Origin of the sequence: Myxococcus sp. AB036A, from assembly GCF_006547355.1 — a bacterium.
Taxonomy (GTDB): domain Bacteria; phylum Myxococcota; class Myxococcia; order Myxococcales; family Myxococcaceae; genus Myxococcus; species Myxococcus virescens.
In genome coordinates, this window is the sequence record NZ_VHLC01000038.1 from 36,880 (window position 1) to 60,809 (window position 23,930).

General features: G+C 68.9%; 16 protein-coding genes and 1 CRISPR repeat array. Of the genes, 1 reads left to right on the top strand and 15 read right to left on the bottom strand.

Annotation, left to right across the window (positions count from 1 at the left end; translation table 11 throughout):
- Positions 1-158: 158 nt before the first annotated feature.
- A CRISPR array of direct repeats spans positions 159-4,595; the repeat unit is 31 nt; unit sequence GTGCTCAACGCCTTCCGGCATCACGGCGAGC.
- Positions 4,596-4,912: 317 nt separating this feature from the next.
- From FL344_RS39135 to FL344_RS17430, 12 genes are all read right to left on the bottom strand, one after another.
- Positions 4,913-5,122 (bottom strand): hypothetical protein, encoded by a 210-nt coding sequence (locus tag FL344_RS39135; RefSeq protein ID WP_228565133.1) that lies wholly within the window; start codon positions 5,120-5,122, stop codon positions 4,913-4,915.
- A 36-nt stretch (positions 5,123-5,158) separates the two neighbouring features.
- Positions 5,159-6,235 (bottom strand): type III-B CRISPR module RAMP protein Cmr6, encoded by a 1,077-nt coding sequence (cmr6, locus tag FL344_RS17380; protein WP_141619312.1) that lies wholly within the window; start codon positions 6,233-6,235, stop codon positions 5,159-5,161.
- Positions 6,228-6,635 carry a type III-B CRISPR module-associated protein Cmr5 gene (gene cmr5, locus FL344_RS17385; RefSeq protein WP_141619313.1) on the bottom strand — a complete coding sequence of 136 codons (408 nt, stop codon included), beginning with the start codon at positions 6,633-6,635 and terminating at the stop codon, positions 6,228-6,230. The genes cmr6 and cmr5 overlap by 8 nt, the downstream gene beginning before the upstream one ends.
- A complete protein-coding gene (cmr4, locus tag FL344_RS17390; RefSeq protein ID WP_141619314.1) occupies positions 6,632-7,576 on the bottom strand; it encodes a type III-B CRISPR module RAMP protein Cmr4 in 945 nt (314 codons plus the stop codon). The genes cmr5 and cmr4 overlap by 4 nt, the downstream gene beginning before the upstream one ends.
- A gap of 2 nt (positions 7,577-7,578) precedes the next feature.
- A complete protein-coding gene (locus tag FL344_RS17395; protein WP_141619315.1) occupies positions 7,579-8,787 on the bottom strand; it encodes a type III-B CRISPR module-associated Cmr3 family protein in 1,209 nt (402 codons plus the stop codon).
- Positions 8,784-10,568, bottom strand: coding sequence for a type III-B CRISPR-associated protein Cas10/Cmr2 (gene cas10, locus FL344_RS17400; RefSeq protein WP_141619316.1), 1,785 nt, complete (start codon positions 10,566-10,568; stop codon positions 8,784-8,786). The genes FL344_RS17395 and cas10 overlap by 4 nt, the downstream gene beginning before the upstream one ends.
- A 4-nt stretch (positions 10,569-10,572) precedes the next feature.
- Complete coding sequence (locus FL344_RS17405) at positions 10,573-12,057, bottom strand: RAMP superfamily CRISPR-associated protein (RefSeq protein WP_141619317.1); 1,485 nt, start codon at positions 12,055-12,057, stop codon at positions 10,573-10,575.
- Between the two features lie 39 nt (positions 12,058-12,096).
- Positions 12,097-13,929 (bottom strand): SAVED domain-containing protein, encoded by a 1,833-nt coding sequence (locus FL344_RS17410; protein ID WP_141619318.1) that lies wholly within the window; start codon positions 13,927-13,929, stop codon positions 12,097-12,099.
- Positions 13,930-14,027: 98 nt separating this feature from the next.
- Positions 14,028-14,891, bottom strand: a complete 864-nt coding sequence (locus FL344_RS17415; protein ID WP_141619319.1) for a nucleotidyltransferase — start codon at positions 14,889-14,891, stop codon at positions 14,028-14,030.
- A gap of 90 nt (positions 14,892-14,981) precedes the next feature.
- Entirely contained in the window at positions 14,982-15,830 is an 849-nt protein-coding gene (locus FL344_RS17420; protein WP_141619320.1) for a serine/threonine-protein kinase, read from the bottom strand.
- A gap of 15 nt (positions 15,831-15,845) precedes the next feature.
- On the bottom strand, positions 15,846-16,625 hold the full coding sequence (locus tag FL344_RS17425) for an RNA polymerase sigma factor (RefSeq protein ID WP_090495612.1): 780 nt from the start codon (positions 16,623-16,625) through the stop codon (positions 15,846-15,848).
- 13 nt (positions 16,626-16,638) lie between these two features.
- Positions 16,639-20,031 (bottom strand): serine/threonine-protein kinase, encoded by a 3,393-nt coding sequence (locus FL344_RS17430; protein WP_228565134.1) that lies wholly within the window; start codon positions 20,029-20,031, stop codon positions 16,639-16,641.
- 355 nt (positions 20,032-20,386) lie between these two features.
- On the opposite strand from FL344_RS17430, the gene FL344_RS39140 reads away from it, so the two are divergent.
- Positions 20,387-20,620, top strand: coding sequence for a hypothetical protein (locus FL344_RS39140; RefSeq protein ID WP_228565135.1), 234 nt, complete (start codon positions 20,387-20,389; stop codon positions 20,618-20,620).
- Between the two features lie 10 nt (positions 20,621-20,630).
- On the opposite strand, the gene FL344_RS17440 is transcribed toward FL344_RS39140, so the two are convergent.
- From FL344_RS17440 to FL344_RS17450, 3 genes are all read right to left on the bottom strand, one after another.
- Positions 20,631-21,440 carry a carbohydrate ABC transporter permease gene (locus FL344_RS17440; RefSeq protein ID WP_090495615.1) on the bottom strand — a complete coding sequence of 270 codons (810 nt, stop codon included), beginning with the start codon at positions 21,438-21,440 and terminating at the stop codon, positions 20,631-20,633.
- A complete protein-coding gene (locus tag FL344_RS17445; RefSeq protein WP_141593467.1) occupies positions 21,437-22,315 on the bottom strand; it encodes a carbohydrate ABC transporter permease in 879 nt (292 codons plus the stop codon). The genes FL344_RS17440 and FL344_RS17445 overlap by 4 nt, the downstream gene beginning before the upstream one ends.
- Positions 22,316-22,412: 97 nt before the next feature.
- Positions 22,413-23,693 carry an ABC transporter substrate-binding protein gene (locus tag FL344_RS17450; protein WP_141619322.1) on the bottom strand — a complete coding sequence of 427 codons (1,281 nt, stop codon included), beginning with the start codon at positions 23,691-23,693 and terminating at the stop codon, positions 22,413-22,415.
- Positions 23,694-23,930: the final 237 nt, after the last annotated feature.

The following is a 23,930-nucleotide window of genomic DNA, read 5'->3' on the forward strand; positions in this document are numbered from 1 at the left end:
CAGCAGCGGACGTCCCTCCAGTGCTCGCACTGGGGAAGTCAGTCGCGCAGCTTCCACCGGGCGAAGAACCCACGGCGTCGGGCTTACCGCCCACGCAGGGCCGCGAAGCGAGCGGCGAACCCGACCAGGTCTTCATCACGCATGGCCAGCTTCCAGATGTGAGCAACGCCTTCCGACATCACGGCGAGCGGGACGCCCAATCCGCTCAACCACTACGGCGTCGCCCTTGAGTGCCCAACGCCTTCCGACATCACGGCGAGCGGGCCATGTCTGGCAGGACCAGAACGGCGGAACCGACTAGTGCTCAACGCCTCCCGGCATCACGGCAAGCGAGCCCATCTTCAACACCCCGTTCAAATACACGCTCGAGTTCCCAACGCCTTCCGGCATCACAGCGAGCGGGACAAGCTGATGCTCAAGCTGGCCAGCCAGTACGTAAGTACGTGCTCAACGCCTTCCGGCATCACGGCGAGCGGGACCGCAAAAAGCCGACCAAAAACAACCGTCAACGACAAGTGCGCAACGCCTTCCGACATCATGGCGAGTGGGACGAGGCCTCCGACGCCAACGGCGTTTCCTCCCAGGTCGTGTGCTCAACGCCTTCTGGCATCACGGCGAGTGGGACTGGGCAATGAAACCACGGGACTGCGCAAGCCGTAGTGCTCAACGCCTTCCGGCATCACGGCGAGCAGTACTCAACACGAAGCCCAAGGCCGCAATCAAGAGGCTGTGCTCAACGCCTTCCGGCATCACGGCGAGCAGTACAACGGGTCATTCATCGTCATCACCATAGTCGCAGACTTGTGCTCAACGCCTTCCGGCATCACGGCGAGCAGTACTCATCACGGGGGAGATCGGCACCATCAACCAGTTCCGGTGCTCAACGCCTTCCGGCATCACGGCGAGCGGGACGTGCGCGTGCTGTGCATGCAGGGACGGGTGGCACAGTGCTCAACGCCTTCCGGCATCACGGCGAGCGGGACTTCTCATGGAGCCCCACCACGGCAACTGGCAGCACCCGAAGTGCTCAACGCCTTCCGGCATCACGGCGAGCGGGACAAGATGATCTTCCTCGACCAGCCGTGGTCCCCTGCGCAGTGCTCAACGCCTTCCGGCATCACGGCGAGCGGGACTCCCTCTCCGTGGCCCCCGGGGAAATCGTCACGGGCACGTGCTCAACGCCTTCCGGCATCACGGCGAGCGGGACGCAGTTTCATCCGGCCGACTGACAGGGACAGTTACGTGCTCAACGCCTTCCGGCATCACGGCGAGCGGGACCGGAATCATCGCCGCGCACAACGTCGAAGCCATTTGGCAGTGCTCAACGCCTTCCGGCATCACGGCGAGCAGGACAGCTCAAACGGCTGTTTCAGACGTCGGACCTCCAGCAGTGCTCAACGCCTTCCGGCATCACGGCGAGCAGTACGGGGCGCCTCCCTGGAGTCCGACGTCACGGCGTACAAGAGTGCTCAACGCCTTCCGGCATCACGGCGAGCAGTACGCGCGTGGGCCCTTACGAGCCCGCCCCAGAACAGTGCTCAACGCCTTCCGGCATCACGGCGAGCAGTACCCGGCTTGGATCCCAGACCCGAGTGAGACAGTAGCGGGTGCTCAACGCCTTCCGGCATCACGGCGAGCAGTACGGCCCTAGCGGCACCACTACGCCTAAGGAGTTCATGGCGTGCTCAACGCCTTCCGGCATCACGGCGAGCAGTACATGGGGATGGGGGATTGAAGCTGGGCAGGGTGATGGGCCGGTGCTCAACGCCTTCCGGCATCACGGCGAGCAGTACTCAACACGAAGTCCAAGGCCGCAATCAAGAGGCTGTGCTCAACGCCTTCCGGCATCACGGCGAGCAGTACAACGGGTCATTCATCGTCATCACCATAGTCGCAGACTTGTGCTCAACGCCTTCCGGCATCACGGCGAGCAGTACTCATCACGGGGGAGATCGGCACCATCAACCAGTTCCGGTGCTCAACGCCTTCCGGCATCACGGCGAGCAGTACAGCGGGACGACGAGATGGTGGGGAAGACTCCAACCAAGTGCTCAACGCCTTCCGGCATCACGGCGAGCAGTACTCAAGAGGTAGCCGATGGCGCTCAACGCAAAAGGTGCTCAACGCCTTCCGGTATCACGGCGAGCAGTACCATGATGGTGTTTGCGGCCTGAAGTCCCTGCAAGTGCTCAACGCCTTCCGGCATCACGGCGAGCAGTACTGGGCCTGTTCGACGCGCGCCCGGTTCCGCCGGTGCGGTGCTCAACGCCTTCCGGCATCACGGCGAGCAGTACAACGGCACGGCCAGATCAAGGCAGGGCGAACCCCCGTGTGCTCAACGCCTTCCGGCATCACGGCGAGCAGTACCAGCCGCTTCAACTCCTGCATGTCTGTGTCAACGTGCTCAACGCCTTCCGGCATCACGGCGAGCAGTACTACTCACCGAGGGGCACTTCTCGGCCGCTCACGCGGTGCTCAACGCCTTCCGGCATCACGGCGAGCAGTACCGGTGCGCGTTGTCGCGTATCGCGCCGATGGTCAGTGCTCAACGCCTTCCGGCATCACGGCGAGCAGTACTGGCTTTGAATCCACACCTCATACTCGCGACCTCCGGTGCTCAACGCCTTCCGGCATCACGGCGAGCAGTACGATTAACGAACTGCTGCGCGAGATGGGAGTGACGCGTGCTCAACGCCTTCCGGCATCACGGCGAGCAGTACGGTGGCGCGGGGACGGCGGAGTTCTCCGTCGTCAAGTGCTCAACGCCTTCCGGCATCACGGCGAGCAGTACTGACGCATCCCGCCACACCGGCCCCGCCGGATTCGAGTGCTCAACGCCTTCCGGCATCACGGCGAGCAGTACCCAGTCCAACCTGCGTTGCTCATTCGTCCGCCCTCACGGTGCTCAACGCCTTCCGGCATCACGGCGAGCAGTACCGCGACGCCTTCGAGTACGCGCGCTCGGGATTCATGTGCTCAACGCCTTCCGGCATCATGGCGAGCAGTACCAGCCATCCTGTGACCGCGCTGGCATCGCCCGGCCCGTGCTCAACGCCTTCCGGCATCACGGCGAGCAGTACAGGCCAGCTACACGGATTGGGGCGGCCCCGTCGGGTGCTCAACGCCTTCCGGCATCACGGCGAGCAGTACTCTGAGCATCGTGCTGGCGATTGCGCCGGTCATGTGCTCAACGCCTTCCGGCATCACGGCGAGCAGTACACGGCGAATCGTTGTCGCCCATCGCGTGAATCCGGTGCTCAACGCCTTCCGGCATCACGGCGAGCAGTACGGTGGCGAGCGTGAGGGCAAGGCGGGCATGGAGCGGGTGCTCAACGCCTTCCGGCATCACGGCGAGCAGTACAAGCGACGCGGTTTGAAGGAGCTGGCCAAGTACCCCAAGTGCTCAACGCCTTCCGGCATCACGGCGAGCAGTACTAGGGGTTACTTACCACCCCTAGTGGGCCCTCCAAGCTGTGCTCAACGCCTTCCGGCATCACGGCGAGCAGTACCATCTCCAAGAAGAGCAAGACGACCTATGCGAAGTGGTGGTGCTCAACGCCTTCCGGCATCACGGCGAGCAGTACCCGGAAGCGGTAGCACGACGTTCCGGGTGACGCGGTGCTCAACGCCTTCCGGCATCACGGCGAGCAGTACGGGCGCCTTTGCCCACGGGGAGACCAACAAGTGAGGTGCTCAACGCCTTCCGGCATCACGGCGAGCAGTACGCGGATGGGGCCTCATCCTCGAGGCACTGCGCCTGTGCTCAACGCCTTCCGGCATCACGGCGAGCAGTACGTTGGTTACTGCCTCCTTTCCCTACACAGAAGGAGAGTGCTCAACGCCTTCCGGCATCACGGCGAGCAGTACACACCCCAATCACTCTCACACGGGGCTGGAGACGACGTGCTCAACGCCTTCCGGCATCACGGCGAGCAGTACCTGGGCAAGGGGTGCACCTGGGGCGTCGGCCTGGATTGGTGCTCAACGCCTTCCGGCATCACGGCGAGCAGTACGCCACGTTCGTGGACTCGGACACGGTGCTGTCACGGTGCTCAACGCCTTCCGGCATCACGGCGAGCAGTACCCGTCACCCGCCCGAACTGCTCTCGGAGCCCGGAGAGTGCTCAACGCCTTCCGGCATCACGGCGAGCAGTACGATACCCGCCCTTCGTCGGAACCCTGGAGGAATTTTGGTGCTCAACGCCTTCCGGCATCACGGCGAGCAGTACAAGGTGAAGCTGGTGGAGCACACGCCCACTCCCTGGTGCTCAACGCCTTCCGGCATCACGGCGAGCAGTACTTTGGAACAGTGGGCCAATGCTTCTGCAAGACGCGTCGCGGTGCTCAACGCCTTCCGGCATCACGGCGAGCAGTACGGACCCGGCCACCGCGAATCATCCGGTCCGCGTCCTCCAGGTGCTCAACGCCTTCCGGCATCACGGCGAGCAGTACTAGGGCCCCCTGGCCGGCGGGTACACGACTACGGCGTGCTCAACGCCTTCCGGCATCACGGCGAGCAGTACCATGGAGTTCAACAAGAACACCGCGCTGCACTGCCTGTGCTCAACGCCTTCCGGCATCACGGCGAGCAGTACAGCCCGTCTGAATCTCCCAACAGTTCCGCCAACTTACCACCCCACTTTTCAAGCACCTCCCACGCTTTCGCCCAGGTTGTGGCTCCCGGACCCTACCCAGGAATCCGAACCACCTGAGATCACTCAGCTTTTCATCAATCATGCACCTATTCACCTATCAAAGAGCCTCAACCCCACGAAACAACAGGGGAAATCGTCCACTTCGGGGGTGCGGGCCTCCGCCACGGCGAGGTGCTTGAATATCATCCAGCATACAACTCCCCCGCGCCCCCCGCCGGGCGGAGTCCTGCAAGGCCCCTGCCCAGCCGACAATCCGCTCACGCGGCGTTCGCGAGCTCCCCACGAGGCGGGGCACCCCGAGCCACGGGCCGTGGCGGCAGAAACAAGCCACAGCCCATCAGGTGCAGCGCATCCTCCGCAGCGCGCTCACCGCGCAGCGTGAAGACGCCCAGGTCCGCGCGCGCGTGCAACGAAGGCACCCTGGCGCAGAGCGCGGAGAAGAACGCGGAGCCATGTCCCAGCGGCACCGGCCCCCCTCACGGGATGGAGCAGATCCATGGAAATCATCGGCGTCCCTCCTCGGCCGCGCCCATCCGGACGAGCAGCGCGTCCCTGCGCGCCTCGAGCTTGGGGCTCTTGACGAGCGACCGCAGCGCCCTGGCCCCAGCGTCGCGAGCCTCGGGGGACAGGGAGACCAGCCGCGACAGCCACTCCGCCTCGAAAACAGCCAACACCTGCTTCTGCTCCAGCTTGTCCGCGCGCCGGGCCTCCACCCACGCCAGGAACTCCGTCAGCGCCGGCGAGGTGCGAACGGGACGCCTCGGTGACTGGATGGCGTAGGGCCCTTCCCGCACGAGCCTGCCGTACCCCGCCGCCGTCTTCCCGCCCACGCCCCAGTAGCGCAGCGCCTCGTCCAGCCGCCGCGCGGTCCACGCCAGGAAGTCCTCCGCCTGCGCGTCCGCCTCCGTGCCCGGCGCCAGGCTCAGTGCCATGAGGAACCGGCCTCCGGGGCGCACCGACAAGAAGGCCACGGGGTTGGGCGGCTCGTAATCGCTCGGCCACTCGGCCTTGCCGCCATACCAGCCGGAGTGATGGACCGTGAGCACGTCCCGGGCCAGGAACGACGGCGCGCGGTCCAGTCCCGTGGCGCGCGAGCACGGCACCCACTGCGCGTCATGGAAGATGACTTCGCCCGCGTGGGCCTGCTCCGGCGCGCCGTCCTCCCCTGCCGCGCCAAAGAGCCTCCGGCGCTCCTCCGCCGCGCCATCGCCATACACCGCGCGCAGGTAGCCCGCGAGCACGCCCTTCAGCGACGAGCCCGGCACCACGGGCACACCCCACGTATGGTGCAGCGTCAGCCCCACCCCGGTGGGTGAAGCGTTGCCATGCCCCACCAGCAGGCGGCTCTCCGCGCGCGCCGTGAAGGTCGCCGTATGGGACTGCCGAAGCGCGTCCTCCCAGCGATTGAACGCTTCCGCGTAGTCGTCCGGCTCGGGGTGCGCCTCCAGGCGGGACAGCCACTGCTCCCAGGGGCCGTCCTGTCCGTCGCGCTTCTTCTCCGGGGCATAGCGCTCGTACACGAGCCCCGCGTGCGCGTTCTTCCCGATGGTTCCCGCCACCCGGAGCAGGTCATCACGCATGGCCGTGCTCCTCCGAGGGGAAGGTGGCCTGCACCGCGCGGCGGAACCACACCAGCAGCCGGAGCGACTCCCGCGTGGCCAACATGTACGCGTCCAACTCCAGCGCGCGCACCGCGCCCGGCAGGTTCTTCTTCTCCTTCAAGTCCCGCGCGGACAGCCCCGGGAGCCGCGCACGCTCCAGGCACCACGTCAGGTCCTCCAGCAAGCGCTGGGCAGCGTCGTTGCTCCCGACCTCCCGCTCCAGGAAGGCGAGCGCCGCCGCCAGCCCGTCGCGCAGCACCGCGGCGCCCAGGCCATTCACCCGGGGCTTGTAGTCCGCGCGCAGCGCCTGGCCCTCGACCTTCCGCACCCGCGCATAGGCATCGAGCGCGCGCTGCTGCTCCCGCGTCGGGCCCGTCATCGCCCACCTCGCGCAGCCGGAGCACACCACGTCAGCAACCGGCAACGCCCTCGCCCCACGGTGGCCTTGCCTCCCAATTGAAGCACCGTGCCCTCGCCACCGAACGCCGCATCCAGCACCGCGTCCGCCGCCAGCTTGCGCGGCGCCGGGTTGAAGGTGCCCGTAGCCCCCATCACCCCCACGAGCAGCGTCTCCGCGGGCAGGCTCTCCTCCGTCCAGAGTTGCCCCTTGGCCGCGGTGCCCGTGTCCGGGTCGATGCTCACGCGCGTGTCCACCTGCGTGGCCGTCTCCCAGAGAAAGGACATCGTCTCGTCATCCACCAGTACCAGCCGCTTCGTCAGCAGCGCGCGCTCTGCATCCGGCAGCATCCCGGCCAACCCCTGGGCCCAGGCGTCCAGGGCCGCGTCGTCCTCCAGCGACACCGGCAGGTCCAGGTCCTCCAAGTACACGCGAGGCTCCGCCGTGCCAGCGCCGTAAACGACGGCGCTGGTCTTCACGGAGGCCACGCGCGCGCAGCGCCGGGTCAGAGGCTCCACCTTCGGCCAGGCGCCCTCCTCCCCACCCAAGTCCCGCCGCGCGAGCGCGAGCAGCATGGGCGAGGTCACCAACGCGAAGGTGCCCACGAAGCTGCGCACCGGCAGGGCGAGCAGCCGCGCGTCGCCCACCACCAGAGCGCCAGCGTATTCCCCGGGCTCGTCGCCCTCCGGGCCCGCCTTCGCCCGCCGAGGCCCGAAGACGGCGTCGTGCAGGCCACTCGCGTCGCTCGACTTGTCACGAGGCCGCCGCAGCTCGCGCAGCACGCCCTTGAGGGACGAGCCCGGAACGAAGGGGATGCCCGTGGCCTTCAGCCGCGCCAGGGGCAGGTCGATGACGCCCACGCTCTGTCCGGTGCCGACGTGCAGCGGTGACAGCGCGTGAAGAAGATAGGGTCGGCTCTCCATGCTCAGGCTCCTTGTCCGTGACGGGGCGGTTGCCACACGCCGGGCAGCACCTGCCCCAGCGCCTCCGCGTGGCCGCCGCCCCAGGAGGCCAGCCACAGCTTGCACAGCTCATCGGCGGTGAAGTCCTCGCCGCCGAGCTTCTCGAAGAAGTAGACGGCGCCCGCAGGCACCCACTGCCGTGTTTCGCGGGGCTGGCGCCGCACCATGTCCCAGCCCGACACCTCCAACGGCCGGGGCACCAGCGCGGCGCGCAGCACCACGGGTGCATCGATGCACGGCAGCCGGCCCACATAGCGCGGCGGCGCCCCGGCCACGCGCTCGAAGTCGTCCGGCAACCACCCGCGATGGAACTCCGCGGGCGTGGCCAGCACCAGGCGCAGGCCGCGCGTCGCCCGAGCCAACCCCTCCGGCGCGACGAAGAGGTTTGAGTCCAACCGCTCCACGTCCGACAGGCGGCGCCGTCCGCCCAGCCCCAACGGGCCGTGAGGCAGTCCCTTCGCCGGGTCCGGCCACGCGCAGGACACGCCGAGCGCCCACTCCTCCAGCGTGAGGTGCCCCGCGTCCCTCGACTGGACGCGCAGCCACTCCACGACCTCGCGGGAGTGGAGCATCGAGTCCTGCGACGCCTGCGTCTCCACGTCGATGGCCAGGTGGATGTCCGTGCGCGGCGGCGGCGTCTCCCGCTCCGGCACAAGCGAGTCCGACGCGCCGCTCAGCCACGCCACCATCGTGGCCTCCGGCCAGAACAGGGGCTGCGCCAGGGGCTTGCCGCGCGCGCTCCGGCGAGGGTGCCACAGCGCCTCGCGGGCGTCGTCCTCGTCCGGCCCCAGCGTCGCGGCGCCGCCGGGGTGAGGCTCCAGGCGCACCAGCCGCTCCGTGCCCGCCTCGTCGAGGACACGCACCGCGTCGGCGGGAACGGGCCACATCCGATGGGCCCGCGTGAAGACCGGCTCGCCCAGCGCGCGGCGCAGCGCGATGAAGCGCCGGAGCACCACCCGCGCGGAGTCACGCTCCCACGTCTCCGGGGACAGCGTGATGCCCTGGTCAGCCATGCGCTCATGGCCCCAGGCGGCGCGCAGGGCGCCTCTCACGGTGGTGGGCAAGGGCCACGGCAACGAGTACCCACGCCCCACCTCCGAGGTGTACCAACCCCGCCCGTCCTTGGCCGACAGCCCGTCGCGCGGCAGCAGCGCGAAGCACGCGTCACTCATCTCGCACCTTCCTTGTCCTGTGCTGAAGCAAGCCCGCGTCCCGCGCGCGCGAAGGTGTCAGCGACCAGCAGCCGTGACGCCCAGCGCTCCAGGGCGTCCTGCGGCGCCGTGGCCGAGGACAGCTCGAGCCCCACGTCCGCCGGGGTGAGCGGCTTGGGCGCGCGGCCCGCCTCGGCCCGGGCGAGGATGCGCCCGGCCTCGTCCCGCAACACCTCGGCCAGCTCGGGCGCCGAGGCGGAGCCAGGGGGGAAGCGGCGCGCGAGGGCCGCCACCTCGTGAACCTTGCCCAACGGGAGCGGCAGGGTGTCCCGCGTGAGCAACGCCATGTCCGACTCCAAGCGCGCCACCGGGTCGGTGCCCCAAGGCGCAGTCCACAGCCGCTCCCGGCCGGCGTGCTTCGCTACGAGGATGGCCAGCGCGTCGCGGCCCGCCTTCTTCGCGGCGGTCTCCGCGCGGCGCCCCAGGGTCAACAGTTCGCCCAGGCTCTCCAGCACATGGCCGATGCCCAGCCCCACCGAGAGCGTGGGCACCTCGGCGCCCGTGCCCGTGAGCGCGCTCTCCAATGACGCACGGAAGGCAACCGCCAGCGCCCGGGCGCACGCGGGCGCGTCCATGGGCGTGACGAAGGCGAGCACGTCGTCCCCACCCGCGTAGACGAGCACACCCCGGTGCTCCACCTCGACGATGGCCCGCGCCTTCCGAGTGAAGTCCGCGAGCGCCTGGGAGACGCGCTGGTGCGCCAGGTGTCCGTCGGACCGCTTGGCGAGCGACTCCAGCGCGAGCCCCATCCGGTCCCCGTCCGCCACCAGGCACGCCACGTAGGGGAAGGGCTCCGCGTCCGCGCCCATGGCGTCCCGCAGCGGCGCCACGAACTCACTGCCGAAGCGGGCGGCGGCCTGGCGGGGTTCGGGGATGGCGTACTCCTCGAAGTACGGCTGCCAGCGCTCGGGGAGCAGCAACTGGCCGTCGAAGGGGAAGGACTCCACCCAGGGGCGCTGCCTCACGCTCACGGACTGGAAGCCCCGCGCCTCGCACGCGGCGCTGAGCCGAGCGAGCAGCTCCGGGTGCCGCGTCCCCGCCACCTGGAGCCAGGCCGCCAACCCGATGGAAGGCACGGGCACGAACTGTCCTGGCTGGCCTCCCGCGCGCTTGAGCACCCCGAGCGCATCCAGCTCCTCTCGCAGGCCAATGCGGAAGTGTCGCCAGAGGTGGCCCGTCTGACGCTCGCGCCGCAGCAGTGACGGACGAGCGCCGTCGAGGCTCGACTTGTGCGTTCCCTCCGGTGGCCGCTGCTTCCACGGCGCGAACTCGCGCAGGCCCCGCCGGGACTCCAGGGCACGATCGGCCTCCGCCAGCGCGTCGGCGTAGCCCGTGGGCGCGTCCTCCACCAGAGCCCAAGCGGCGTGGACCTCCAGGAAGGTGTCCAGTTGCTCCGCGGCCAGCGCCTCCGCGCCCGGGATGAGCATGCACCGACACTTGTCGAAGACGCGCCCCCACTCGGCCCGCAGCCGGGACTTCGCCGCCTCCCGGGCGCGCCGGGCCACCTGCTCCGGCGCGTCCTCCACCAGGGCGACGACCTTGTTGGCCACCCCGGCGCGCGCGTCCCGCGCCTGGTCCGGGTGAGGGAAGACGAGCGTGGCCTTGGACTCCAGCAGGGAGGCCGCCATGGCCCGGGCCAGGTTCGACAAGACCTGGCTGCCGTACCAGAGGTCCCGCGTGCGGCGAGCCTGCGCGATGTAGCCCTGCACCGGGCCCACCTTGAGAACGAGGACGTGTTTCATGGGCTCACGCTTCCTGCGCCTTGCGGGTTTCCTTCAGCCACAGGAAGAAGGCGTCGCGCAGGTTGTCCGCGCGCTGGAGTGACTTGAAGAGGGGCTGGTCGTCCTGGGCGCGAAACGCGAGCGCGAAGGGCACGCGGGTGCGCGGGTCGGACTCCTTGAACTGCGTCATGACGACATGGCCTCCGCTGGGTGTCCCACGCTCCAGCCACAACGCGATGGGCTCGAAGCGGCCATCCGCGAGCGGCAAGGCCTTGACGATGAGCGGCGATGCGAGCCGGTCCATCTGCTCCCACCGATTCCCCACTTGCCGCGCCCACTGGAGCTGGACGTCGTCTGGCTCCTTGGGCTGGTAGTCGCCTCCCTCTCGCCGCTTCTGCTGGAAATGAAAGACAATGGGCAGCCCGAAGCCAGCGCGCGGCCAGGCCGGCGTCGCCGAGTGCTGTGGGCGCGGGGCGTGGACTTCTGGATAGGCATTGCCCGCGCGTCTGGATTGCCGGGACGGCCGCGCGAAACGGCGAATCTTGTCGGCCTCGGGCCAGTTGGAGCGGCCCGCGCGCTTCCCCTCGCCAGGGCTCCGCGCCACGCCCAACAGCTCGGCGTCTCCAGAGGAAGCAGGCTGCGTGCCTTGACGAAAGTCACGCAACCAGCCCAGCGCGGCGAGCCAGGCCTTTTCGCCGTCGCGTTGCCGCGTGCTCGCGCCTCCCTGGAGGAGCCGCGCACCCCTGAGCAAGGGCATGTCACAGGGATGCTCCGCCAGTTCGGGAGCAAAGAGCGGCACGTCTCCGAAGAGGCGCCTCAACGAAGCCCGGTCCGCTGAAGCGGGCAACCATTGCGCGATGTCGGGGGCCGAGGGCTCCAGACATACGGAGCCACAGCCGCGCCGGCCTCGCGAACCATACCCCCCGAACAGAATCCAGGCGCGGACCGCGTTGCGAACCTGCGCCATGGCGTCACCTTCGGGCGCGGTCACCTCCAGGTTGAATCGGAGCCCCGGCTTCCAGCGAGGGACATCCGCCTCCTCCTTCCCGTTGCGAGCCGGCCACAGCGCATAGGCGGGCGGGGCACCGAGGTCGATCTTCCCTGTGTCCGCGCCAGCGGGCTGGACCTCCGTCACCCGGAGTTCAACCAAGGAGCGCACGGCTCCTTCAGGTGCGCCGGTGGGGCCCTTGACCTTGGACGCCCGCCCCATACCGCCCCAGAGCTGGCGCTCCCGAAGCGCCAGCTCCTCCGCGCCCGAGGCGCCCCGCGTGACGTAGGCATGGCCATACAGCGCGCGCCACCAAAAGCGCAGATGTCCGCGCATGGTGGGGACGCGGATGATGTCCACGGAAGGAAGCTCAGGGCTCCGCGCCACTGGCCCGCCGCCCAGGATGGGCGTGAAGGTCTTCAGCGCCAGTGAGAAGGACTCCAACCTCGGCGCCGAGGCGGAGCGCCGTCGCAAGTGGCTGGCTTCGATTGAAGGAGGTTCAGGCAGGTCCAGCGAGGGCATGACGACCCCTTGGTGAGGAGAGGGCACAGGCAATTCCGGCTACCGAGCGGTGACGTTTGACGCGTCGACGAGCAGGTCCGGGCACTTGTCGAAGAGCCGCTCGAACAGCAGTCGCACGCGCTCTCGCAGGTCCTTGCGCGGCGGGAGCTCCCATTCGCGAAGCGTCGTGAGCAAGTCCTCGACCCAGGCCCTGTCATTGTCCAGGCGCACCAACCGGTGGCGGAAGTAGAGCGCCAACATCACCGGCTCGCGCACGTCTCCCAGCCTGAGTTCGACGCGCCGCTGGGCGTAGGCCTCGTGGGGGTCCCGGAAGGATGGCAGCCCCACGAGCTCCACCGTCACACGGTCCAACTCGCCCCGCGCAGCCCGCTCCGGCGCGGACGCCGCGAGCACGGAGAGCCGACAGACATGGAACAACCAGATGAGGTAGCGCCGCAACCTGCGCTCCGCGAGGTCTCTCACCGGCCGCTCGGGCTCAAAGACGCGCAGCATCTCCAGTGAGTTCCAGATGATGGCCTCGAGCGTCTTCAGCTCCCCCACGCCCGCCACGGCGCCGCCGTGCATCGCCTTGCGCCACGCCAGCGCCACCTCCAGCCCCACCGCGTCCGCGTCGTAATCCGCGGCCTCCAGGACCAACCCAACCCAGCCAATGCCCCGGTAGTTGTAGGACGTCAGCCCGCCCTGGCGGACGTGGAAGGCCTCATGGATGAGAAACAAGCGCAGGCACTCGTTCCAGTCCTCGCGGGTGTCGAGGCGCTCCTGAAGCGCCCCCAGCCCCAGCAGCAAGTCCCAGCCGAACTTCCACTTCCCTCCGTGGTGCCGGAAGAGCGGCGTGTCGGTGACTGCAGGCTCGTCATCGATTTCGCTCCGCAGATAGCTCCGGCTCCCCAAGTGCTGGACCAAGGCCCCCTGCGCCGGCGCCCGAAGCCAAGAGACCAACTCACCATGAACCCGCCGCACTTCCAGGAGAGTTCGCGTGGCCTTGAGCAGGTCATCAGCGGAGGGAGCTCGCCGAGGAACGGCTCGCCGCGCGCAAATGACATGAACCTCGTCATAGCGCCGGTGGTCTGCACTGAGCTGCAGGAGCACCAGCGGGTGCTGCGTGGTCGGGTTGACGGCTGAGCCCAGCGCCGTGGCCAGGCTCCCGGGGGCGTCCATCGCCAGGAACACGGACTCCGCCCCCTCCAAGTTTTGATGGAGGGAGTTCAACACCTCGCGAAACTGCGCCGCGGCCCGCGCGGCCTGCCCCGGCCCCTGCAACGCCGACGCGGAAGGCCCTTCCAGGGGACGAAGGCACACCGTCGCCAGGATGGAGGACTCGGGCAGCCACGCCGAAATCTTCGACAAGACATTGTCCCGAATCGCGCGTGTCACCTCGACGATGAGCACCACGGGGCCCTTGCCTCCCTGACGGCGCGCGGGGAGCCCCTCCACCTGAAAGAACGGTTCGCTATTGGGCTCAGCCGCGCGGTCGTACCCCAGCGACCAGGAGCCATCCTGCGCCTGCTGATAGACGCGGAGCGGCCGACGCGGCAGCAACGCACCCAGGTCCAGCATGAGCGTCAGCGGCGCGCAGCCGAAGAGGTGAACCGGCAGCGGGTCGAGCCCAAACTCCATCTCCCGCTTTCGCAGCGCCTCCACGAAGCGCGCATGCTCACTGAATGCATCTGTCCACTCATTCGCGGGAAGATTCCGCGCCGACCGCACCCGGTCATGCGGATGCAGCACCACGGAGGCCACATCGCGGTCACCCTCCAGGCCGTGCTGAATCAGCGTGTTCCGGGCCGCGTCATCAGCGACAGCCCGGTCCTGCTCGTAACGCACGATGAGCGCGCGCGTCCTCGGGTTGATGGGGATGTCCTCGCTCCGCATGTCCGCTCCTGGAAAAGGCTCCACCCGAGAGGACGCGAAAAAGGCCCGGGCCCCATCGCGGCGCCGTTCATTTTTCGGGGCCCCGCCGCGCCCAGGACTCAGCGATACCGGTACATCTCCCCGAAGAGCGCGCGGAGCCGCTGATGCGCCTGCTCCGGACGCGCGTCGCGCTCGCTCAGCGCGAGCTGCACGGTCCTGGCCGCGCCCTGGAGCGCGTTGCGCGCGGCCGTCCGCTGCCCGCTGGTCATCCGCGCGTCCACGTCTCCCCCCAGCCCAGCGGGGTCACCGGTTGACCGGTCCACGCGGCCCGCCATGAAGGCGAAGAGCGCTTCGAGCCCCTCCAGGTAGCCGACGGGTGCCCGGGAGAACGCCTCGTAGCCCATCACCTCCAGATGAAACGAGCGCAGGGGGCTGGAGCCATGCTGGCGGTTCCAGTGCTTCACGGCCTTGATGAGCGGCTTGAGCTTCTTGCCCGCCCGCTCGTTTGCCGCGGTGCTCAGGTCCATGTGAATCCGCGGGTTGGTGCGAATCCACCGCCCCGTGTTTCCCTCGGGAATGAGGAATAGCTCCTGCGTGGGGTGCTGGTAGGCGGGGACGACATCGAACTCGATGCCGGACGTCGTGAACTCCAGATGCACCGAGTGCTGCTGGAGGATGGGCAGCTCCTTGTTTGGCCATGTCTCGTGAAGCGCCTGACGCACCCGCTTGAGCGCCGCGTCCGGCGGCTCCGGAGGCGTGGACGATGCCCGCCCCACCACCGTGAAGATGTCAATGTCATGCAGCGGCCGGATGGCGGTGCTCCGGCTGTAGGAGCCCGACAGGAATGACGTCTCACACCCCCCGAGTCTCCGGCTCAGTGCCTCGCGAACCAGGGTTTGCTGCCTGCTGACCTCGTCCCGTTGTCCCTCGGTCAGCTCCAGTGAGCTGATGAACCGCTCCAGTGCCTCGCCGACACTCCACATGATGGCGCCTCCCGCGCTGTCTTCCCCTGAGGACGCTCCCGGCGCGGAAAAGGCATCGCGGCCGGCGTGCTTTCCTGAAGGCAGCGCGGCTCAGCCCAGGCTGGAGGTCAGCGCGAGCACGTCGGAGAGCGGGGGACGCCGTCCCGCCACCTTGTCGAGCATCCGCGCCACCATCGCAACGGTGGCCCCGGGCGCCACACCTTCGAGCCACTGCATCGGCGGGCGCTCCACCACATGCTGGTACATCAGCTCGCGCTCGGCCTCGCCGGGGAACGGCAGCCGCCCGGCGAGCATCTGGAACCAGAGGACGCCCAGGGCATAGACATCCACCCCGGGCCCCACCCACTTGGCGCTCGCCCACTGCTCCGGCGCCATGTAGTGCCGACTCCCCAACAAGGCTTCTTCCGCAGTCGACAGCGGCAAGCGGGAGTCTGTCTCCGCTGGCTCAGCCATCCGCTTGGCGAGCCCGAGGTCCGACAGCCGGACGTCCATCGCTCCCGGGGTGTCACACGCGAGCAGCACGTTCGCGGGCTTCAAGTCCCGGTGGACCCAGCCGCTCGCGTGGAGCAGGGACAGCACCTCCGCGAGCTGGTGGACGACGCGCGCGCAATCAGCTGCCGCGAAGCGCCCCCCCACCGCCGCGAGCCCCTGCTCCAAATCTCGCGGCAGCCACTCCAGGACCAGGTAGGGATGCCGCTCATCGATGAGGCCGAACGCCAGCCCTCGCACCAGGTGCGCGTGCCGCAAGGCCAGCAGCGACTGCGCCTCCTGAAGGAAGCGCGCCACCATCTCCGCGTGAACGCCCCACCGGGCCGCGAGCACCTTGATGGCGACAGACCCTCCGCTGGCGTCGCGGCCCTCGTAGACGTCGCTCGTCGCCCCCACCGCGACCCGGCGCCCGATGCGATATGCCCCCGCCAGGGTTCCTTGCGGCAACATGCCAGACACGCCCCATCAAGTACGGGGAGGGGGCTTGAGCGCACGAAGCCGCGCCACCCAGTCCAAGGCCTCCCGCAGCTCGCTAGCGCATGACGGGAACTCCGCGATGAAGGCCTCCATGTCCAGTCCCGCCTCCCTCCGGCCGAAGTACACCGCCAACGCGGCGCTCACGCCGGTGTCGTCCTGGATGGGACTCGCCTCGCCCCGCATCTGCTGCCGCAGCGTGCTCATGCCCCGTTGCAACAGCGACGACACGGCGGCATGTGACTTCTCCATCCGCCGCGCGGCCTCTTCCACGGTGAGTTCCTCCAACCAGAAGAGCGAGAAGGCCTCACGCTGGTCCGGCGTCAGGAGCGCGAACTTCGTCAGCAGCCTGCGCCAGTCCTCGTGATGGGCGGTGACCTGGCTCGGCGTCCGCTCCTGGGAGGGGACGGCCTCGGACTCCTCTCCAGCGGGTATCATCCCCCCAGGGACGTACTTCGTCTCCCTCGCCTCCGCGCGGATGACGTCCATGGACTGCGTGAAGACAACCTGCTTGAGCCAGGTGACCCACTCCCCCTCCGTCTGGCCACGGAAGGACGCCAGCTTCTCGAAGGCGCGCAGCGCGGATTGCTGGAAGATGTCTGACGGGCGCGTGGCCCCCTGGAGCCCCAGGGCGGGACTCTTGGATGCATGTCGTTCCAACGCCTTCCAGCTCTGGCGAAACAACGCATCCATCGCCGCGTGCTCGCCGGCCCGCGCCCGCTGGAGCAGGTCCTCGAACGACGCCTCATCATCAGTGGAAAGCGGAATCATCACGTCCCCCTCGCTACGGATTCGTTTCTTCACAGGTGAGGGCCTGGAAGCGCACATCCTCCGGGTCCTGCGCCAGGAATCGCCTCACCAGGGTACACCGCCCGTCACGGGATTCCGCACGCGCGGCGTCCAGGCCCAAGGCGGCAGACACCTCCTCGCGCCCCTGAAGCGCGCTGGCGGCCATGAGGGCATAGCGCTTGTTGGGGGGCTCTCCATCCAGCAACACCTGCCCCAGCCGCTGCGCCTCCGCGTAGCGAGCCTCGGCCTCCTGGAGGCGCCCCGCCGCCGCGAGGAGGTGCCCCTCCGCGACCAGGGCCCTCCCCAACGGCCAGAGGTAGAACGCCTCACCGCCCCGGGCCGCGCGCGCGTTCCGCGAAAGCCGTGACGCGCGAGCCACCACCGCCTCGGCCTCCCCCAGCGCACCTTCCTTGACAGCCAACTCGCCGCGCTGCGACAGGACCACCGAGAGCAACGCCTCGTCATAGGGACCGCGGTTCTGGGCGTGCAGCGAGGTGGCGCGGTCCAGGAGCGCCGCGGCCTCGCGGACGCGCCCCTCCGCCCAGCGGAGCTCCGCGAGCTCGGACAGGCTCACCGCGAGGCTGCGCCGGACGTCGGTGGCGTTCTTGCCGACCTGGGGCTGGGCCTCCATGTGCAGCAAGGAGGCCCGCAGGTGCGCATCCGCCCGCGCCCACTGCCCGCGCGCCATGGCGACCTTGCCCAGCTTGGAGTCATTGAGCGCGAGCTGCCATTGCAGGTCGTCATCGGCGAGCCCCGCGACCGTCATGTGGCGGGCCTCGGAGAACCGCCGCTCCGCGTCGGCGAGGGAGCCGGAGTAATAGGCGACGTCCCCCATCCGGTGCGTGACGCGGACGGTCGCCCGTTGGACTGACCGCTGGGCCCGCTCGTCCGGCGACAACGCCCTCAAGGACGCGTCCAACGTCGTGAGCATGGCCCGGCGGACGTCCAGCGTGTGCGCGAGCCGGCTCAGGTCCCAATCCGCATCCGCGGAGATGCCGTCGGCCACCTCGACGAGGTGCTGGAGGTTCTCCTGCGCGTGTCGCCGCGCCTGCTCGGCTCTGACCGCGTAGAAGAGGATGGCCAGGCTCGCGAGCGCCGCCAGCCCCATGAGGAGCCACCGGGCACGGATGCGGCGGCGTGAGAGCCGCTCCGCCGCCCGGAGGAAGTCCTTCGCGCGAGGACTGAGGGCGGGGGCGTCCCAACGGCCCCGCGAGTCGAACCCGCGCCGGTAGTGCTCCAGCAACGTCCCGGTGGGGAGCCCCTCCAGCGGCCTGTGCGCCTGCTCCCACGCATTCGCGACGCCCTCCAGGTCCGACTGCCGCTCCAACAGGACGCGCTCCCGCTCCAGCCAGGACACGAGCGACGGCACCCGGTGCAACAAGGTCTCATGCACCAACTCCACGCGCTGGAGGGACGGGTCGCGCTCTCCGGAGAGCACGACGAGCCGGAGCCCGGACGGCTCCGCCGGGGACTGTCCCAAGGGGATTCCGGACAACCGGTGCAGCACCTGCTCAGCCAAGGCGTCGTCGCCCGCCGCCGCGAGGACGTCCTTCCGGGAACGGGGCCGCCGGGTATCCGCCGTGCCACGCCCCACCTGCACCAGCTCCAGGAGGAGCCACTTCGCGCGCTGCTTGCCCTCCTCCCCCAGCCGCTCCAGCAGCGCCTCCGCGTCGAGGGCCAACGCCCCACCGACGCCCCCCAGCCGCTCGTAGTGCTCGTGCGTCAGCGGCGCGCCACCGCTGAGCATCCACATGCGTTGCAAGGTATGTCCCAGCAGCGGGAGTCGCCCGCCCTCGCTCCGGACATCCTGCACCATCCGCTCGGCGAGCCCCTCGCTGAGCCGCAGCCTCGCGCGGCCCGCCATCCCCTGGACGACCTGCGAGAGGGCCTCGTCCCCCATGGGCAGCAACGGAAAGCGCGCCGCGGCGTGGAGGTGGTGCGGGAGCGAAGGCATCTGCTCGAGCCGGTGGATGAAGTCGCTGCGCAGGCTCGTGAAGAGCCGCAGCGGCGTCTCGGGCGCAGCCAGCGCGGCCGAGAGCAAGGCATCCACTGCCGCCAGTTCGGCGCTGCCCAACGTGAACAACTCCTCCATCGGCTCCAGGACCAGGAGGAGGCGGAACTCGCTGGGTGTATGCTCCGTGACGAAATCGTGGAGCGCGACCGGCCCGCGCCGAAGGGAGGCCTCGAGGGCGTCGCGACGCTCGGTGACACCAACGGCCGCATACGCGGCGACGAGCGCCTCCGCGAGGTGACGCAGCGGCGTGTCGGAAGGCCGCATGGTGGCGATGAGCCACCGCGGCCCCTCCTCGGAGGGCAGCGCCTTCACCCCCGGCAGCAGCGCGGCCTGGATGAGCGAGGACTTCCCGACCCCGCTCGGCCCCTCCAGTTGAACCCAGCGCCGGGTGCCCAGACGCGCCTCCTCCAGGCGTTCCAGCAGCCCGCGCGCCTCCACCTGCCGACCGAAGAAGAGCTCCGCGTGCGCCTCCGTGAAGGGCGCGAGGCCAGGGACCGGGCACTCGTCCGCGTCCAGCGCCCAGGCGCGCTCGAACACGGCGCGGCAACGCGACATGTCGGGGCGTGCCGCGGGTTGTTTCTCCAGCATGTCCGCGATGAACGAGGCAAGCGCGGAGGGCACGGCCGGCGCGAACTGCTTCAAGGGAGGCGGCGGCTCACGCTGATGCGCGGAAATGACCAGCACCGGCTCCTTCGCGTCGAACGGGGGGCGACCCGCGAGCAACTCGAAGAGGACCACTCCCAATGCATAGACATCCGCGGCCCCATCTACCTTCGCGGCGCTCAGGAGCTGCTCCGGGGCCATGTAACGAAACGTCCCGATGAGCGTGGCCTCGTGCGTGTGGACCTGCGTGGCCAGCAGGTCCGCCTGTCCCTCCGGGACCTTGGCGATGCCGAAGTCCAGGAGCTTCACACGATGGTCAGCGGCCAGCGAGGGGTCCGGACACAGGAAGATATTTTCTGGCTTCAAGTCCCGGTGAACGATGCCCTGGGCATGAACGTCCACCATGGTGGCGGCGATCTGCGCGCAGATGGCCAGGGCGGATGACAAGGGAATGCGCGCCCGGGCTTGCATCCATTGCCGGAGCGACTGGCCCTCCAGATACTCCATGGCCAGATAGGCCGTATCGTCGACTTGGTCGCAATCGAGAATGCGGACGACCCCCGCGTGCTTGAGCAGGGCCAGCGCTCGTGCCTCTTGAAGAAAGCGTGCGACGCGCTGTGGCTCCTTCGCCGCGGAAGAGGACAGCACCTTCAAGGCCACCCGGCTGCCTATGCGCTCGTGGTCAGCCGCGAAGACCTGCCCCATGCCACCATTGCCGAGCAGGTGCCGCAAGCGATAGGGCCCAATCTGGGTTGGAGTGGACTGAGTCAAGACTGCGAGAGCCTGCGCCGCATGGGCATTTCCAGTCCAGTCCTTGACACCTCTGGATTCACGCTCAATTCGGAAACAAAGCCAGGGTCTTCCGCGCCCCGCCTGTACTTACGAAGGGAGCCATGTCAGCCCCTACCTTCTTTAGGGTTGCCACACTACGAGCGGCCACCGCCCTGCTTCCCCTCTCTGTCCTGGAATACGCGCGGGGCCCGAACGAATCGCCTGGGCCGAGTCCCGGATCCGTCAGGCACCGAGCCTTTCGACGGAGGAACGCCTAGACTTGCTCGTGGTACTCGGCACGCTGGCATCCCGCCGGTTCGGGCAGGACAGGCTCAGTCAGCACTTGAGGAACATCATGATTGATTCACCGTTCTGGGAAGAGCAGCGCGCAAAAGAGAGAGCCCGCGCGTGGAGCCGGGTGCTGCGGGCCTTCGTGGAAGCCCGTGACCTTCCCCACCCTGCCGACGTCAGTGAGCGCCTGGAGCAACTGGACGCGTCCTCCCTGGAAGCCCTCGTCACCCAGGCCGTGACCGACCCAGACACCGCGGCCACCAAGCTGCGCGCCGTCCTCACCGCACCGAAACACTGACCGAACTCCCCTACTCCTTCACTGCCCCCGCCGTAAGCCCGGACACAATCCGCCGCTGGAACAGCACCGTCAGCGCCACCAGGGGCAGCGTGGCCACCACGGAGGCCGCGGCAATTTCCCCCCAGGGCTCACGGTACTCGCTGGCGAACAGGCTGATGGCCACGGGCACGGTGCGCTTCTCCGGCGTGGAGAGGAACGTCAGCGCATACAGGAACTCATTCCACGCGAAGATGAAGACGAGAATCGCCGTCGTCGCCAGCCCCGGCGCGGCCAAAGGCAGCAGCACCTGCCGGAAGGCCTGGAACGGCGTGCAGCCATCCACGCGCGCCGCGCGGTAGAGCTCGTCGGGCAGCGCGCGGAAGAACGACGTCAGCACCCACAGCGTCAGCGGCAAAGCGAACGTCGCATACGGCAAGGCCAGTCCCACCAGGCTGTCTCGCAGCCCCACCGTGCGCAGAATCAGATACAGCGGACTCACCGTGGCAATCGGCGGGAACATGCTCACCGCCAGCGCCGCGCTCAGCAGCAATCCCTTGCCACGAAACTCCAGCTTCGCCAGGGCGAACGCCGCCGCCGCCCCCACCGTGAGACAGAAGCCCGTGGTCAACGCCGCCACCACCAGCGAGTTCAACACCACGCGCAGGAAGGGCCGGCCCCACAGGACGCTCGCGTAGTTCTCCAGCGTCAGGTGCGAGGGCCACGGCCGGGTCAGCTCGCCATCCGGCCACAGGCTCGTCAGCACCTGCCAGCAGAAGGGCCCCAGGAAGAAGGTCAGGAACGCCACCACCGCCAGCGCGGTGCCCAGCCCCGGCCGCTTCATCGCGCCGCCTCCTCACGCCCCAAGAGCCGCAGCCACACCGCCGCCAGCAACACCACACACAGGAACGTCGCCACCGACAGCGTGCTCCCGTACCCGAAGTCCCCCGAACGCATCAGCGTCTTGTACGCGTAGATGCTCAGCGTCTCCGTCGTGTTCGCCGGCCCTCCCTCCGTCAGCACGTAGATGGCGTCGAACACCCGGAACGCATCCAACGAACGAAACAACAACGCCAACAGCAGCGCCGGCTTGAGCAACGGCAGCGTTATCGAGACAAAGGTCCGCCACGACGAGGCCCCGTCCACCCGCGCCGCCTTGTACAGGTCCTCGGAGATGCCCTGCAGGCCCGCGAGCACCAACAGCGCCACGAAGGGCGTCGTCTTCCACACGTCCACCAGGATGGCCGCGTGCAATGCATACCCGGGTGCCCCCAACCAGTTGATGTCCTGCCCGGGCAACAGCCGGTTGATGACGCCGTACTCGGGGTTGAACATCCACGCCCACAGCCGAGCGCTCACCACGGTGGGAATCGCCCACGGCACCAGCACCGACGCGCGCAGCAGCCCCCTTCCAGGGAACGCCTTCTGAAGCAGCAACGCCAGCGGCACTGCCAGCAACAGCTCCACCGTCACCGCCACGGCCGTGAAGTACGCCGTGTTTCCCAGCGCCGCCCAGAAGCGCGAGTCCCCCAGCAGGTACGCGTAGTTCTCCAGCCCCGTGAAGCGCCGCTCACCAAAGACGAGGATGAAGCGGTGCAGGCTCAGCCACACCGCGGCGAGGATGGGGTACAGCGCCACGCCCCCCAGCACCACCACCGCCGGCGCCACCAGCAGGTACGCCTGTCTCCGCTCCCGCGCCAGCGAGCCCCTTGGATTCATCGCCGCGCCTCCAACGCGCCGCACGAATCCAGGGCGCCACCACCCGCCCTCATCGTGCCAGCACGCCGCCGCCCTCCTCCGCTGGAACGGTGCGTGCTCACGGCCCCTCCCCCGTCAGATGGTCCACCTGCCGCTGCGCGCGCTTCAGCGCGGCCTCGGGCGTGCGCAGCCCGGCAACGGCGGCGGAGAACTCGCTCTGGAGCACATCCGAAATCAGGTTGTAGTACGGCGTCACCGGCCGCGGCTTCGCGCGCTCCACCATGGGCAGCAGCCCGGCGATGAACGGCGCCTCCTCGCGCAGCCGCGCATCCTGGTACACGGCGGGCCGAGGCGGGTTGCGCGCGTAGTTCAGCGCCAGCACCCGGTTGGCCTCCGGGGACGTGAGGTGCGCAATCAGCCGCGCCGCCAGCTTCCGCCGCTCCGGCGACACATGGGCATTCACAGCCAACTGCCACCCGCCCAGCGCCCCCGAACCCGGCTCGCCGCTCACCGTCGGCAATGGGGCAATGCCCACCTTGCCGCGAATGGGCGAGTCCGGCTTCTGCGCCTCGCTCCACGCATACGGCCAGTTGCGCATGAACACCGCGCGCCCCTCCTGGAACACCCGGCGCGACTCCTCCTCCGAGAAGCCCGTCACCGTCGCGGGCGACACCCCGCGCTCCACCAGCCCTCGCAGGTATGCGAGCGCTTCGCGCGCGGGCGCGTCATCCAGCAGCACCCGCCCATCCTCCGACAGCGCCCGGCCGCCGTGCCCCCACAGCGCCTCGTACACATTGCAGGACAGACCCTCGTACTGCCGCCCCTGCCACACGTAGCCCTGGAGCCCGGGCGTCTTCGCCATCGCCTCGCGCGCGAAGCGCTCCAGCTCCGCGTAGGTGCGCGGCGCGCGCGGCACCAGGTCCGTGCGGTAGTAGAGCAGCCCCACGTCCAGGTACCAGGGCACCGCGTACGTGCGCCCCTCCACCACCACGGCCTCCACGGGGCCAGGGAAGAAGTCCTCGCGCAGTCGCTCGGGCGGGAACTCCGCGGACAGGTCGGCAATCCACCCAGCGCGCGCGAACTCGGGCACCCAGACGACGTCCGCCACCAGCACGTCGAAGTCCCGCGCCCCGCCCTCCAGCGACGTGAGGAAGAACTGGTGCGCCAGGTCAGACGCGTTGGGCAGCGCCTCCGTCACGAGCTCCACCCCTGGATTCTCCCGCTCGAAGCGCGCCAGCAGCTCGCGGAACGGCTCCGGCGGCCCCCACAGCGGCTGATACTTGAAGACCAGCCGCGTGCGGCCCCCGGCCTCGCCCGCCGCGTCCTGCCGCCGGCAGCCCCAGACGCCCAGGCCCACGACGAGGCCCAGCGCGAGCACGATGGAGGAGACGCGTCTCATGCGCGGGCATGACTCCAGCCACCCCCATCCCCGTCAAGCCCGGGAATCCAGGGTCGGTCCGCGCGTCAACATCCCGGAAGTCTTGCACACTGAATGAAAACAAACCTTCCAGGCATCCGTGCGCGTCCCGCAAAAACAATCACGCCCGATGAGTCATCATGAACCAAGGGAGAGCCACGATTCGCTTGGACGCTGTCTCAGCGGTATTCTCATCCAGGCAGGAACAACTGGGAGGGG